The sequence below is a fragment of the Neotabrizicola paludis genome (assembly GCF_044142105.1).
Taxonomy (GTDB): domain Bacteria; phylum Pseudomonadota; class Alphaproteobacteria; order Rhodobacterales; family Rhodobacteraceae; genus Pseudogemmobacter.
In genome coordinates this window covers 15,722-31,103 of sequence record NZ_JBGTYM010000011.1, presented here as the reverse complement: position 1 = coordinate 31,103, position 15,382 = coordinate 15,722, and the positions used below count along the sequence as shown (strand labels likewise).

9 protein-coding genes are annotated in these 15,382 nt (G+C 62.9%); 6 read left to right on the top strand and 3 right to left on the bottom strand.

The features are described 5' to 3' along the window. Positions 1-101: 101 nt before the first annotated feature. Genes ACED67_RS19085 through ACED67_RS19075 form a run of 3 tightly spaced genes read left to right on the top strand, consistent with a single transcriptional unit; the run spans position 102 to position 6,775 of the window. Positions 102-4,856, top strand: coding sequence for a glycosyltransferase (locus ACED67_RS19085; RefSeq protein ID WP_395543320.1), 4,755 nt, complete (start codon positions 102-104; stop codon positions 4,854-4,856). Further along, positions 4,816-5,970, top strand: a complete 1,155-nt coding sequence (locus ACED67_RS19080; RefSeq protein ID WP_395543319.1) for a hypothetical protein — start codon at positions 4,816-4,818, stop codon at positions 5,968-5,970. The genes ACED67_RS19085 and ACED67_RS19080 overlap by 41 nt, the downstream gene beginning before the upstream one ends. A 28-nt stretch (positions 5,971-5,998) precedes the next feature. Next, entirely contained in the window at positions 5,999-6,775 is a 777-nt protein-coding gene (locus ACED67_RS19075) for a class I SAM-dependent methyltransferase (RefSeq protein WP_395543318.1), read from the top strand. Between the two features lie 35 nt (positions 6,776-6,810). Here the strand turns inward: ACED67_RS19075 and ACED67_RS19070 are convergent, their stop codons facing one another. Continuing rightward, complete coding sequence (locus tag ACED67_RS19070; protein WP_395543317.1) at positions 6,811-7,632, bottom strand: ABC transporter permease; 822 nt, start codon at positions 7,630-7,632, stop codon at positions 6,811-6,813. Positions 7,633-7,893: 261 nt separating this feature from the next. Between ACED67_RS19070 and ACED67_RS19065 the strand changes: the two genes are divergently transcribed. Next, positions 7,894-9,201: a KpsE/RkpR family capsule polysaccharide export protein gene (locus ACED67_RS19065; RefSeq protein WP_395543316.1), complete on the top strand. Its 1,308-nt coding sequence runs from the start codon at positions 7,894-7,896 to the stop codon at positions 9,199-9,201. A 22-nt stretch (positions 9,202-9,223) separates the two neighbouring features. Beyond that, complete coding sequence (locus tag ACED67_RS19060; protein WP_395543315.1) at positions 9,224-9,883, top strand: ABC transporter ATP-binding protein; 660 nt, start codon at positions 9,224-9,226, stop codon at positions 9,881-9,883. A gap of 24 nt (positions 9,884-9,907) precedes the next feature. Here the strand turns inward: ACED67_RS19060 and ACED67_RS19055 are convergent, their stop codons facing one another. After that, positions 9,908-12,937 carry a calcium-binding protein gene (locus ACED67_RS19055; RefSeq protein WP_395543314.1) on the bottom strand — a complete coding sequence of 1,010 codons (3,030 nt, stop codon included), beginning with the start codon at positions 12,935-12,937 and terminating at the stop codon, positions 9,908-9,910. Positions 12,938-13,122: 185 nt separating this feature from the next. On the opposite strand from ACED67_RS19055, the gene ACED67_RS19050 reads away from it, so the two are divergent. Next, positions 13,123-14,034: a glycosyltransferase gene (locus ACED67_RS19050; protein ID WP_395543313.1), complete on the top strand. Its 912-nt coding sequence runs from the start codon at positions 13,123-13,125 to the stop codon at positions 14,032-14,034. Here the strand turns inward: ACED67_RS19050 and ACED67_RS19045 are convergent, their stop codons facing one another. Continuing rightward, positions 14,035-15,339 carry a UDP-glucose dehydrogenase family protein gene (locus ACED67_RS19045; RefSeq protein WP_395543312.1) on the bottom strand — a complete coding sequence of 435 codons (1,305 nt, stop codon included), beginning with the start codon at positions 15,337-15,339 and terminating at the stop codon, positions 14,035-14,037. Between the last annotated feature and the right edge of the window lie 43 nt (positions 15,340-15,382).

Below are 15,382 nucleotides of genomic sequence, written 5' to 3'. Positions count from 1 at the left end.
CGAATGCCGTCGTGGGAATTCGCCTTGCGGGCGATTGAGCTTCCGCAGCATTAGCGGGTATGCCAAGGTCACGCCGCGCCTAAGAAGAAAGTTGTCGACCAATGGCAAGACCAGCCAAAACCACAGAAGAAAAGCGGCGCAAGAATAGTGACAGCAAGTCTGGCCACCACATCGAGCAGGCCCGCAAGGCGCGCGCGCCGTCTCGCGACGCCGACCAGCAGCCGGTCTGCCTGCTGATCCTTGGAATGCACCGGTCGGGAACCAGCGCGCTGACGCGCACGCTTTCGCTGCTTGGTGCGGCGCTGCCAAGCCGCCTCATGGGGGCTGGCGAAGGCAATGCCGTCGGTCACTGGGAGCCGGAGCGGTTGGTCCATTACCACGACCAGTTCCTGGCGGAATGTGGCTCGTCCTGGCACGACTGGCGCCCGCTTGACCTGGCCCGCGTGCCCGTCGCCAACCGCTTGGCCATGCAGGCCGATATGCTGCGCATCGTGAAGGAAGACTATTTCGGCCAGAAGCTTATCGTCCTCAAGGACCCCCGCATCTGCCGCTTTCCCGCCCTGTTCATGGATGTGCTGAAGCAGGCAGGCTATCGGACGCTTCCGATCCTGTCGCTGCGCAACCCGGTGGAGATCACCGGATCGCTTGTCACCCGCGAAATTTACTGGCCGCCCGAGAAGGGACGCGCCGATGCGGCAATGCTCTGGCTGTCGCATATGCTTGAGGCCGAAGCCGCCACGCGCGACCTGCCGCGAGCCTTTGTCAGCTACGAGCGGCTTTTCGATCAATGGCAAAGCCTGGTGCCGCGCCTTGAAGAGCAGGGTGGGTTCCGTTTCCCGATCGCGCCGGACGATGCCGCAGAAGAGATTGACGGGTTTCTTGATCCCGAGATGCGTCATCACGCCGCCGATCCCAATTCGGTTCGTCTGGATCCGGTTCTGCGCGGCTGGACAGCCGAGGTCTATGATATCCTGCGCCGCCAAGAGACCGGTCGGACCCTTTCGACCGACCTCTCCCGACTGGATGCGATCCGCCACGAATTCCTGGGGCTTTTGCCGGTTCTTGAGACGGTCACAGGCGAACGCAACTCCGCCAGAACGCAATCTCAGCACAACCTGGCCGCGCTTGCCGGTGCGGAGCAGACCCTGCGGCAGCAAGAGGCGCGCCTGACGCAGATCGAAGCGGAACAGGCCGACGCGCAGCAGAGATTGCAGTTGGCGCAGGCGGAAGCCGAGATACGGCTTGCCGAAATGGACCACCTTCGGCGCGCGGGGGTGGAAAAGGACGGCAAGATCAGCGCATTGGATGCCGAACAGCTTCGGCTTGCCGATCTGATCGAGTCGTTGCGTGACGAACAGCGGCAGGCGAAGGATCGCCTGCTCCAGAATTCCGCAGAGCTTGACGAACAACGGGCGCTGGCCGCCCGCAGCGAGGCCGCCCTGGAGGCCGAGCGCAGCGAGATGCAGGCCCTGCTTGACGATATCGAGGCCGAACGCAGCGCGACCGACCACGAGATCGGCCAGTTGGCCGCCGCGCGCGACCTTCTAAGGATGAATACACGCGAGCTGATCGACATGGTGAACCAGGCGCGCGCGAAGGAGCGTGCGCTGCACCAGAGCTATCGCGGCTCGACCTCCTGGCGCGCCACAGCGCCGCTGCGCTGGTTCTCGTCGCGGCTGCGCGGCCTTGCCATCGACGCGCCGGCCGTTCCCGGCCCCCTCCGCCACGACGACTGGCTTGACGGGCCGACCGCCCCGCAGGCCGCCAGCCCCATGCGCCGCGCAGACCCGGGAACCGGCGGCACGGCGGGCGAGATCGTGTTCTTCACGATCTGCTCCCGCAATTTCATGGCCTTCGCCCGCACCTTGCACCAGTCGCTGCAGCGCTTCTATCCCGGCATCCGCTTTCACGTCGCCCTGTGCGACGACCGCGCCGACAGCCCCCCCTTCGTGGCCGCGCAGGAAAACTTCGACTTCATCTATCTCGACGAGCTGGGCATTCCCGACTGGCGCGAGATGAGCCAGCGCTACAACGTCACGGAATTCAACACCGCGATCAAACCCTTCGTCTTCCAGCATCTGTTCCAGACGACCACGGCCGATCACGTTGTCTATTTCGATCCCGATATCTATGTGGTCGATCATCTGACCGAGATCGAAGCCGCCTTCGGCCGGGGCGCCGATGTGATCCTGACGCCTCATATGCTGGAACCGAATGAGCGCGCCGAGATGAACGAGCGGCGTCTTCTGCAATACGGCATCTACAATCTGGGCTTCCTGGGTGTTTCACGTACGCCGAAGGCGCTTGAGATTATGGCCTGGTGGGCGAGACGGCTGGAACATGAATGCATCATCAAGCGCGATGAGGGTCTGTTCGTCGACCAGAAATGGGCCGATCATTTCCCCGCCTTCTTCGACGCGCCGGCAATCCTTCATCATCCCGGCTACAATCTGGCCTATTGGAACCTGTCGAACCGCAAGGTGACGTGGCGCGGGCAAGGTTGGTGGGCGAATGACAAGCCGCTGCGCTTCGTTCACTTCAGCGGCAACGATCTGGACGACCCCAAGCTCTTGTCGCGCCATAGCGGCGAGCACCGCGCCGATACGATCGGCGAGCTGAAGGCCCTGCTCGACGAATACCGCGATGCGGTCTTTGCCAATGGCCATCGCGAGTTCCGCCGCATCCCCTATGCCTTCAGTTGGAACGGGGCTTCCGGTGTCAACGAACATACCCCCCGCCCCAGCAGCGGGGCAGCGCCCGAACAGGCGCTCGCCGCTGTCCCGACCACGCGATCGGGGGCGGCCCAGGTCGATATGTTGCGGACAGCGATCGATATTGCGGGCGGACCGGGCAAGCTGATCGGTAAGGCTGCGCGCGCCATTTCGCGTGGCGATGTTGGGGTCATCCGCAACCGTATCGCTCTGGTGCGTGACCGCGCGCAAGGCCGCGCCGCCGCCCAGAACCGGCTCGCGCCCCAGAAGCGCGCCGATACAAGCGACGTGTTGTCATGGCGAAAGCGCATTCTGGTGATCGAATGGACCACGCCACGCCCCGACGCCGATTCAGGTTCGCGCACGGTGTTCTATACCGCCGAGATCCTTACGCTTTTGGGCTATGACGTCACTTTCCTGCCCATAGACCTGAAACATGCGGGCCGTTACACCGAGGCTCTTGAGCGTATCGGCATCACCTGTATCGACGCTGGCACAAGTCCGACGGCCCGCGGCTTCTTCCAGAGCCGCGGCGGAGAGTTCGACTTTGTGATGCTGAACCGGGTCTCTGTGGTCGGCCCGCATATGGCCGATATCCGCCGCTACTGCAGCAAGGCCCGGCTCGTCTTCAACACGGTCGATCTGCACTATCTGCGCGAATTGCGCGATGCCGAACTGAATGGCCAATCCACCGAGGCGGCGCTTCGGTTGAAGGCCGAGGAACTGGACATCGTGCGCAACAGCGATACGACAATCGTGCTCTCATCGGCGGAACACAACATCCTTCAGGCCGAGGTGCCCGAGGCCAAGGTCGAAGTCCTGCCTCTGGTTTTCAACGAGATCGACCCCAATCCCCCCGGGCATGCCGGTCGTGCCGATATCCTTTTCATCGGCAGCTTTCCCCACAAGCCGAATGTCGACGCGATCCTGTATTTCGCCGACGAGATCTTCCCTGCACTGCGCGCGCGCCTGCCCGGCATCCGCCTTCATGTTGTCGGCAGCGAGCCAACGCCGCAGGTGCTGGCCCTCGCGACACGGCCTGGCATCGTCGTGCATGGCTTCGTGGCCGATCTGACCCCCCTGTTCCGGTCGGTGATCGCCACGATTGCACCGCTGCGCTTTGGCGCGGGGATCAAGGGCAAGGTCGCGACAAGCCTTGCCTATGGCGTGCCCTGTGTCTGTACCCCGGTGGCCGCCGAAGGCATGAACCTTGGCGAAGGCCAGACGGTTCTGGTCGCCGAGACGGTTGCCGACTGGTGTGATGCGATCGGACGCCTCTGCGAAGATCCGGCCTGCTGGGACCGGCTCAGCGCGGCGGCGCAGGAATTTGCGGTGTCCGAGTTCTCGGTCGCGGCAAATGCGCTGCGCATGGCGCGGCTGATGGCATCGGTCGATCCCGACCCCAGCGACCTTGTGATGCTGCCTTTCACATCGAAATCCGAATTCGACAAGTTCTGGGCGCGGCAGGGCGACAAACTAAACGATCAGCGCGCTGTCGAGACGGCACTCGTGCCGCAGCGCGAGGAGGTGATCACGTCTTCCGCCTTCTGCGCGGTTTGCGGCCAGGCTCGGGACTTCGCCACCCCGCACCGCCAAGCGGGCGCGGCAGGGCGGGGCCTGCCGGATATGCCGACCTGGTCCGCAGGATTGGTGTGCTCGTCCTGCGGCTTGGCGATGCGCCATCGCTTGGCACTGCATATCTTCCTCGCCCGCTGCGCCCCGGCGCCCAAGGGATCGCTGCGCCTGGTCGGCGCGCCGGTGGCTTTGCATGACTGGCTGGCCGAGCGGTTCTCGGGGCTGCAAGGCGGCGGGCCCAACGATGCATCTTCGCAGTCGGACAAGGCCGGTCTAGACGCCATCCTATGCCTGGATGAGTTGCAGGCTGGGGCCGAAGCGACAAGACTGCTGGAGCGAGCATTCCGCGATCTGCGTCCGGGTGGGACGGTTCTTCTTGTGCCGCCGATCCCCGCCACCCTGCGAGCGACAGCGCTGCGACCACCTGCGCCACAGGATGCGCCCCAATGGGGTCTGCTTGCTGCCGCACGGGCCGCAGGCTTCGCCACGGCGGAGCTTATCGAGATCTGGTCGCGGGACTTTGCCTATCTTGGCGAGTCTGGGGTCGCCATTCTGGCGCGCAAGGCATAGGCAGAACGAAAGACGTGACAGACCGGACGTCGCCATCGGATCAGGCACCATGACACCTCGCACCCAGCGCTTCCGGGCAAGGCGCCTGATCCTGCATCTCGGTCTTGCCAAGACCGGCACGACCCTACTGCAGGAAAGCCTGCATGCGAGCCGTGCCGCTCTTTTGTCGCAATACGGCATGCTTTACCCGTCGATGGCGGCCAACCACTATCATTTCCAGACGGTCACAAGCCGCCGACCCGAGACGCTGATCCAGATCAGGCGCGACGGGGTTTCCGAGCCGGGCGCGGCGCGGCGGCTTGGCCAAAGGTTTCTAGAGGCTTTCGAGGAAGAGCTTGCCCAGACGCGGCCCAACACGATCGTGATCTCCAGCGAGTATTTCGCCTCGATGCCAGCAGACGAGTTCTCTGAGCTGCTGCTCCTGCTGCGACAATATGCCGATGAGGTCAGCGCCGTGCTCTACATGCGCGACCCCTGGAGCTATACGCTCAGCCTCGTGCAGCAATATATCTGTGACGGGCTTGCGCTTGCGCCGGTTCGGCCGGGCTATGCAAGCGGCCAAGTCGAGTTGATCCAGAAGTTCGAGGAGGTTCTGGGGGACGCGCTGCAAGTGCGGCCATATCTGGGGGGACCACAGCGCACTGACATATTGGCCGACTTCTGCACCGTCGCAGGAATCGACGCGCGCCACGTCGCGCGCCAAAGCGGTGCTGCCGAAAACAAGGCCATCGGTCATATCCGGGCGACCATCATCGCCGAATTCAACGCGCTTTGGCCGCAATATGACGGGAACGGCCTCTACATTCAGTCCAACGCGCGCGATGCGGCAATGCGCCATCTGCTGGAGCTCCCACTGCAAGACCGCAAGATGGAGCTTTCCCGCAGGCACGCGGATATAATCGCGACCCGCGCCGCCGCAGACATGGCCTATGTGGAGCGGAGATATTTTTCAGGACGACCGGTCTTCAGCGGATTGATCAAGGATGTTCACTTCAGGTCTTTCAACGAGATTATCTCAATGGATACGCTCGGCCCCGACGACTTGCGGCACTATGCCCGCGCGACTATACACGCGCTGCGTGAGACTTCTGACATCCAGCAGGGCGACGGGTGAAGCGCAGCGACGCAAAAGGAGAATTGTTGTGGACCAAGACCTTTCGCGCCGCCTGAAGGACTTTCTCAACGGGCCCTTCCCCCAGATCGAGGGATGGTGCAACCCCTATATCTTCCAGCTTCTCCAGCCCATCGCCGAGTTCCAGCGCAGCATCGGCCTTGCCGCTCCGATCTGCGAGATCGGCGTGTTCAAGGGCAAGTTCTTCAATGCGCTGGTCAAGACCTCTCCGCTGCGCGAAGGGCATCATGCGATCGATGTCTTCGATCTTCAAGAATTCAACCTCGACTATGCCGGGGCCGGGAATCTCAAGGCGTTCAAGGACAACATCATCCTATCCGGAGAAGACCCGGAAAAGATGGTGTTCATCGAACGCGACAGCACTACCTTTCGTCGCCGCGACCTTGACGTGATCCGCGATCGCGTGGGTGGTTTCTCGATCTTCAGCGTCGATGGCTGTCATCTCGCCGAACACACGATAAATGACATCCGCATCGCGATGGATCTGACCGCCGATGCCGGCGTGATCTTCGTGGACGATTATTTCAACCCAAGCTGGCCAGGCGTGCATGAAGGCGTTTGCAAACTGTTCCACACTGACGCACCGCTCTACGTGCCGCTTGCCTATTCGGCAAACAAGCTGGCGCTTTGCCATATCGGGTATCATCGCCGCTACCTGAACTATCTGAGCGATTTCATTGGTCAGCGCTATTCCGGTGTGCAAATCAAGAAGGTCAGCCAGTTCGGCTATGAAAGCCTTGTTCTTCTGCCCGGCCAAAGCGGCGGCGGCAACACGATCATTGCCTGAAACATCCGGCAGGTCGATGGGGTGCGAAAACGGCGCTAGCCTTCGTGCAGCAAGCTTTTCGCGTTCCGTCGCAGCATGAACAGGCCACTGAGAAGCAGAACGAGCGATACGCCACAGACATAGGCTGTCGAGACGTAGTGGTCGTCATAGCTGGGATAGAAGCCCGCTCTCATGCGGCCGATACAATGCACCAAAGGATTGTACCAGAGCCACTCCTTCAGGTCGCCCGGCAGCTTGTCATACATGAAAAACACACCCGAGATGATGAAGAGCGGGCGCGAGATCAGCGACCATGCGACATGCCAGATGTGAAAGCGCATGAAGAGATACGCGTTCAGCGTCCCGAGGCCCAGACCGAACAGGCTGACAAGCGCAAGGCTTTCGACGACCTGTCCGATGTCGACCACCGCGCGCGTCTGATACAGGGCGATGATGCCGCAGATCACCAGAACGAAGACCATCAACTCTGTCAGTGCATTCACAAGGAATCGCGCAACGATCGCATCGACGAAAGTCACGGCGGGGAAGGTGAGCAGTGGTTTGGAGAAGACCAGCGCCGTACCGACCCGGTTCGAAATCGTGGTGAACATCGCGAAGGGCAGCATTCCGGTGGCGTAAAACAGCTCGAAGCTGGTGCCGATCGGCGGCTTGGCAAAGAGGAACGAGAAGGCGAAGGTCAGGATGGCCACACCGGCCACCGGCTCGAACACGGCCCAGAAATAGCCTCCTGGGGATTTGCCGTAAGTCGACGCCATCTCGCGCAGCATCAGCGCGAAGATCGATCGCAGGCTTGCGAAACGCCGGCGCCGCGCAATGCGGGGTCTTGCGGCCTGTGCGTAGGTGAAACTGCTGCCCATCGGCCTTCCTGAGGCTGAACTGCCGCCATCTACCACCCTGCACCGGCAGCGGGCAAGCGCGCAACACAATCTGGGCGCGTGGCCAGGCACTAGCATTTGCGACCGGGGGTGCTAGTCTGTAGCGACGAACCGCCTTCGGGACAGGCAGAAGTTTGCACTATCTGGCAGAGAGCTGAATTGGCTGAAAGTGTTGCCCAAACGGGAGAGGGTTCCGACAAGCCCGTTCCAGCAGGACCTGTCGGCAAGTCCGCGGGTCCCACGATGTCCATGCCGCGCAGCGAGACCCCGTCGCTGTCGATCGTCGTCTCGCGGCAAGGCGCGGTGCGACCGCCCGGGCCGCCGCCGTTGCGTCACGTTCCCGCCGCCGCCCATCAGGTCGCGCCGGTGCTGCGCGCGCCCGCAATCACCGTGCCGGCTATCGACGAGCCGGGTGCCATCCGTCACCTTCCGCCGGCCACGGCCAGCCGGATGCGGAGGCGTCACTTCGGGCTGCTGATCAGTTTCGTGGCGCTCGTGCTGCTGCCGGCGCTTGTGGCGGCCTGGTATCTCTGGGCGCGGGCTGCCGATCAATATGCCTCGACGCTTGGCTTTTCGGTCCATCGCGAGGGGGCTGGCCCCGGCCTTTCGCTGCTCAGTGGTCTGTCCAGCCTGTCTGGATCAAGCTCGGCAGATACGGACATCATCTACACCTATCTCTCAAGCCAGCAGCTTGTCGCCGAAATCGACAAGGAACTGGATCTGCGGAGCATCTGGTCCAAGGCGGAAGGCGACCCCTATTTCGCCTTCGACACCACGGGTTCGATCGAGGATCTGGTCGAATACTGGGAGCGCATGGTCAGCGTTTCCTATGACAGCACCACGCATCTGATTGAAATTCGTGTGCTGGCCTTCACCGCCGAAGACGCCCAGCGCATCGCCCAGGCGATCTTCGACAAGTCGACGGTGATGATCAACCAGCTTAACGACATCGCGGCGCAGGACACGGTCCGCTATGCGCAAGAAGAGATGGACAAGACGCGGGCCGATCTGGTCGCCATCCGCAACAAGATGACCGAGTTCCGCAACAAGAACCAGTTTGTCGATCCCGCTGCCGAGCTTGTTGCGCAGAACACGATCCTGGGATCGCTGCAACAGGAGCTGGCTGCCTCGCTGATCGAGCTTGACGTCCTGAAGGAAAGCTCGACGCCCAATGACCCGCGCATCGCCCCGGCCGAGCGCCGGATCAAGGTGATCGAAGACCGTATTCAGGTGGAACGCGGCAAGATGGGCGATGGGTCACAGGGCAAAAGCAAGGAAGCTTATGTCGCCGTCGTCGCCGAGTTCGAGGCGCTTACGGCCGACCGGGTTTTTGCCGAAACCGCCTTTCAGGCTGCGCGAACGGCCTATGAGGTTGCGCGCGCCGAAGCGAGCCGGCAGAGCCGCTATCTTGCCGCCCACACCGCGCCGACGCTGGCAGAAACCTCACGCTTCCCGGAACGCGGAACACTGTTTGCCATCGTTTCGGTCTTTCTGGTCATGCTCTGGTCGATCGGCGTCTTGATCTACTATTCTTTGCGCGACCGGCGCTAGGCCGCCAGCGAGGACGCATTCCATGATCCGGCTGGTCAATCTGACCAAGACCTACGAGCTTGAAGGCGTGCGCAAAACGGTGATCGAAAACGTCACCCTGACCCTGCCCGCCAAGACCTCTATTGGTCTTCTGGGGCGCAACGGTGCCGGAAAATCGACACTGCTGCGGATGATCGCCGGCACGCAGGTTCCCACCTCGGGCAAGATCGTCGTTGAAGGGTCGGTTTCCTGGCCCGTCGGCTTTGCAGGCAGCTTTCACCCGGATCTCACGGGGGGGCAGAATGCCCGCTATGTCGCCCGCATCTATGGCGTCGACAGCGATGAGCTGGTCGCCTTCGCCAAGGATTTCGCAGAACTTGGCTCACATTTCAATTTGCCGTTGCGGACCTATTCTTCCGGGATGGTATCGCGCCTTGCCTTTGCCATCTCGATGGGCATCGCCTTTGACACCTATCTTGTCGATGAAGTGACCGCCGTCGGCGACGCCGCCTTCCGCCAGAAATCGCATGATCTGTTCCGCGAGCGGATGAGGAATGCCGGGGCGATCGTGGTCAACCATAGCATGCCCTCGATCCGCGAACTCTGCACAAAGGCGATCGTCCTGGAACGCGGCCAGCTGATCTGGTTCGAGGATATCGAGGAAGCGATCCGCTATCACAACAAGAATATGGTGGTGCGGTAGGGGCCGACCGGATCGCCCCACCCATCACGCCAGATCGAAACTGCCGACGAGCGCCTGAGCGTCGGACAGACCCTGGATGCAAAGACTGTTTCCCGTACCGAACACCAGGGTGACGCTGTTCTCGTTCACATTCGCGACCGCAGCCTGAAGCAAAGCCGCGATTGCGGCTGGGCTGCTATCGGAAAACCGTGGATCGAGGCGAAGGCGATCCTCACCCAAGGCAAAGGCCAGGATGCGGTCATTGCCACCATCGAAAACAAAGCAATCCGCCCCGGCTCCGCCATCCAGAGTATCCGCCCCCGCCCCGCCCACAAGCGTGTCGGCGCCGCCGCGCCCGACGAGGTGGTCGTTGCCATCAACTCCGCTGATCCAATTCGCGCCATGATCCCCGAGAAGTTGATCTCCGAATTTGGACCCGGCAAGCTGTTCGACAGCCTGAAACGTGTCACCCGCGGCCTCGCCCCAGGTCCACGAGGGCGAGAAAAGATCGGCGCGGACCGGGCCGGTCGCGTCCCAGAAATAGGCCAGGTCAATACCTTCACCACCGTAGAACCGATCCGCGCCCAAACCGCCTGATAGGCTGTCATTGCCAGCGCCGCCATCGAGCGTGTCGCTGCCGCCGCCGCCGAGCAACTGGTCGTCTCCGGCCCGACCGACCAGGTAATCGTCCCCCCAAAAACCGCTGATCCAGTTCGCTGACGTATCGCCGAGCAACTGGTCATTGTAATTCGTGCCGGCCAGATTTTCGATTCCTTGAAACTGATCCCCGGCTGCATCGCCCCAAGTCCAGGCGGGCGCGTAGAGATCGGCACGGACGCCCGCGACGGCATCCCAGTAATAGGCCAGGTCAGTACCCTGCTGCCCGATCATCAGATCGGCGCCCGGCCCCCCGGCAAGACTGTCATTGCCATCGCCGCCATCGAGCGTGTCATTCCCTGCACGACCGACAAGATAGTCATTTCCCGCCATGCCAAGGATCGTATTGGCTTCGGCATCACCCAGAAGCTGATCGCCAAAATTCGACCCAGCGAGGGTCTCGATTCCAGAAAAGACATCCCCTCCTGCGTCGCCCCAAGTATTGGCGGCTGAGTAGAGGTCCGCGCGCACCGCGCCCGTCGCGCTCCAGTAAGACACAAGGTCGTTGCCAGAACCGCCATCCAGACGGTCCGCCCCGGCACCGCCCACGAGTGAATCGTCGCCTTCCCCCCCAGAAAGCGTGTCATTTCCGCCGCGCCCGGCCAGCAGATCGCCACCCGCTCCGCCCACGAGGCCGTCGGCAGCATCGCTGCCCCGAAGCATGTCTCCGAAAGCCGAGCCGATGATGGCTTCGATACCCGAGTAGACCTGCTGCGATCCGCTTGCGAAGGCACCTGTGCCGATAAGAAGATCGACATCGACCGCTTCTCCAATCGCCGAGAAATCGATCAGATCTTGGCCTGTGTCGCCAAAGATCGTGTCATTGCCATATGTCGCGAAAAACGTATCGGCATTCGCGCTTCCCAAGACATAATCGCTGTAGGCTGTGCCCAGAAAGGCGCCACTGCCCGTGACGAGCGCGGCTCTGCCATGCCAAAGCGCAAAGGGCGATGCCGCCTGCAACTGAACCAGGCTCAAGGACAGGCCATTCGAGCTGTAGATCTCCAGCACTTCCGCGCCATATGTCACCCGCGCGCCATAGCTTGTGGCAACGAACCCAAGATCGGCGGCGGCATAGAGGCGACCCCAGCCAGACAGGTCCAACCGGTCAATCCCGGGCTGGAAATCGCGGATGACATCCGATGCACCATCGGTGGTGAGAACGAAAAGATCGGCCCCTGCCCCTCCGTAAAGCTGGTCGCTGCCGCTCCCGTCTACCAGGGTGTCATCGCCCGCCCCGCCACGGACCAGATCATCGCCTGCCCCTGCCCAGATCAGGTCGTCAAAGGCGCTGCCGTTCAGGTCATCGGCTGTCCCCGTGCCCAGCAGGGGTGCGCGGATCGCGGTCAGGTCCAGCCCAAGCCGGGTTATGCCGCTGGTCTCGCCGCCCACGAAAATTTCGACCCCCGTCGCCTTCGGCTGGATGGCAAGCGCGGTGATCGCGTCGAGCGCCATCCCGAGCGTGTCCAGCATCAACGCGCCCAGGACAAGCTGCCCATCGGGAAGAAGCTCGAACAGGCTGATCCCGCCATCCCCCCCGCCTGCGAGCACGAAATGGCGGCCATTGGAGCTGAACGTCCCGACGGCACCAACGCCCTGAAACCGGGTGTCGAGCGTGTCGATCAGATGGTCCCGCACAGCCAACCCGCCACTTTCCGAAACAGCAAACACCGTCAGCGAGGAAGACGATCCCGATCCGACAAGCAGATAGCTGGTGCCATAGGCGGTCATCGCCATGACAGTGCCCGGATCAGCAATGCCCAGGCCATTGGCCGCGCCGATCCTGTCGGTCAGGGTCAAGGTGCCGTCGGCGGCGATGCGTAGCAGAGAAATGCTGTCCGTCGCGGGCGAAGCGACCGCCAGAAATTGGCTGCCGCCAAGCTCGATCCGGGCCATGTCGGCGATATTGACGCCCTGTAGGTCGTCGCCCAACGCCAGATCCTGCACAAGGGTCAGCGTGCCATTGCTCGCCATGCGATAGCTGCAGATCGAGCCATCATTGGTCCGGGCGGTATAAACAAACGTGCTGCCGCCAAGCCCCACCACTTCCTGCGCCGAGGTCACGCCGACCGGCCCGCCCGCCGGTCGCAAGGCGCCGCCGATCGTGCCCGCCCCTTCGATCCGATAGCTGACCAGCGTGGTCTGGTTGGCGCCGCTGACCACCAGATAGGGCAGGTTGTTCACCTGGATCAGGTCAAGCCTCGGCGCCACGGGCAGCTGGCTGGTGACGTTGAAGGACAACTGGTCCGACACGGTCATCGCGCCGTCGATATCATAGGCCACCACGCCGCCGCCCGATCGCGTGGCGGTGTAGAGCATCCGGTTGCCGCCCTGCATGCAGATCAGCATGTCGCCGATGCCCGAGATCATGTTCGCCGGCAGATTGGTGAATGTCTCGATATGGGTGAATCGCGGCATCTGCCCGTCCTGAAAGCCTTGCGTCCTGGCCGCTCAATCTTAGCGGCATGGAACATGCAGGCCTATGAACAGGACCCGGCGGGCCGGGGGCATCTGCGGCGGATTTTCGTGAAGGTTGAACAATTGCGCGCGGCTTCGGTTTGCGCCATCACGGTCCCAGGCAGCGAAAGGTTCGGGCGCGGGACATGACAGAGGTCGTGACCATCGTGATGGCAACGCGCAACGGCGCGGCCCATCTGCCCGAACAATTGGCAAGCATCGCCGCGCAAAGCCACGCTGCCTGGCGGCTGTTCGTCTCGGATGATGGGTCGAACGATCAAACGATTGCGATTCTTGAGGAATTCTCGCGCGACCATCCGGTTCAGATCGTCGCTGGCCCCCAATCCGGCGCGGCGGCCAATTTCCTTTCCGCCCTGTGTCATCCAGACCTGCCGCCTGGCCCGGTGTCGCTGGCCGACCAGGACGATGTCTGGCTGCGCGGCAAGCTGGCACGCGGGGTGCGGCGTATGGCAGCAGCGCCGGGCAACGGCCCGCTGATCTATGCGGCCGAGAGCCTTTTGGTCGATGCGGCGTTGCAGCCCTTGCGGCGGTCCAGCGCGAATGCGGCAGAACCGGGATTCGCCGCAGCGCTGTGCCAGAACCTCTTTGGAGGTCACACCACGATGCTGAATGCCGAGGCGCTGGCGCTGGTGCGGGCGGCGGGGCTGCCGCAGCGCCTCGCCTATCACGACTGGTGGCTTTACCAGCTTGTCGCCGGGGCGGGCGGGCGGCTCGTGCTCGACCCTGCCCCGGTGGCGCGCTACCGCCAGCACGGTGCGAATGCCCTGGGCGGGTCAGGCGGCGGACGTGGCGCCTGGCGGCGAATGGCCCAGGGGCTGGATGGCACCTGGGGCGCGCAGATGCGCGCGCAAGCAGCGGCCTTGCAGGCGGTGTCCCGGCTGCTGACGCCCGCCGCGCGCGAGCTGCTAGAGGCGTTTATCGATGCGCCAGCGGGCGGCCCGGCGCGCGCATTGCGGCTTTACCGGCTGGGTCTGCGCCGGTCGAGCCGGGCCGGAACCGCGCTCATGCTGGCGGCGGCTTGCCTCGGGCGGCTCTGATCAGCGCCCGACGCTGTCATACGCGATGAAGCCTGCGGCGCGGACCTCTTCCGGGTCATAGATATTGCGCAGGTCGACCATGCGGGGCTTGGCCATGCCACGGGCAAGCTTGCCAAGGTCAAGCGCGCGGAATTCGTTCCATTCCGTCAGGATCACCACCAGATCGGCCCCCTTCGCCGCCTGATAGGCATCGCCCGCCCAAGTCACGCCCGGCAGAAGCGCCTCGCCCTCGTGTCGGCCCTGCGGATCGCAGACCCGCACCTTGGCGCCAGCGCCCACCATCGCGGGCACGATGGTCAGCGAAGGCGCGTCGCGCATGTCATCGGTATTGGGCTTGAAGGTCACGCCCAGGACCGCGACTTCCTTGTCGCGCAGACTGCCGTCGCATTGATCCTCGATCTTCTCGATCATGCGGCGCTTGACCTCATCATTCACCTTGATGACGGTCTCGACGATCTGCATCGGCACTGCATGATCTTGGCCGATCCGCGCCAAAGCCTTGGTATCCTTTGGAAAACACGACCCGCCATAGCCCGGCCCGGCATGCAGGAACTTGTTGCCGATGCGGCCATCCATCCCCATGCCCTTGGAAACGGCCTTCACATCGGCGCCGACCTTCTCGCACAGGGCTGCGATCTCGTTGATGAAGGTGATCTTGGTGGCGAGGAAGGCATTGGCGGCGTATTTGATCATCTCGGCGGATTCGAGGCCGGTATAGACGACCGGAAACTCGCGCAGGAACAAGGGGCGATAAAGCTCTGCCATCACCCGCTTGGCACGTTCGGATTCCACGCCGACCACGACGCGGTCGGGGCGCATGAAATCGTCGATCGCGGCACCTTCGCGCAGGAATTCTGGGTTCGAGGCCACGTCGAATTCGGCATCGGGCCGGGCGGCGCGGACCACCTTTTCAACTTCGCGGTTGGTGCCGACCGGCACGGTCGATTTCGTGACGATCACCGCATAGCCCGTCAACGCCCGACCGATCTCTTCCGCCGCAGCCATGACGAAGGTCAGGTCGGCATGGCCGTCGCCCCGGCGTGTCGGCGTGCCGACAGCGATGAAGACGGCCTCGGCCCCATCCACAGCAGCCGCAAGGTCGGTGGTAAAGGAAAGCCGCCCGGCCGCAACATTCTTGGCCATCAGCGCGTCGAGGCCGGGTTCGTAGATCGGCACCTCGCCCTTGTTCAGACGCTCGATCTTTCGCGGGTCCTTGTCGATGCAGACGACATCATGCCCGAAATCCGAGAAACAGACGCCCGAGACCAGCCCGACATAGCCTGTTCCGACCATTGCAATCCGCATGAGCTGCTCCCGCCGTGTTTGCGGGCCTAGCTAGACCGTGCAG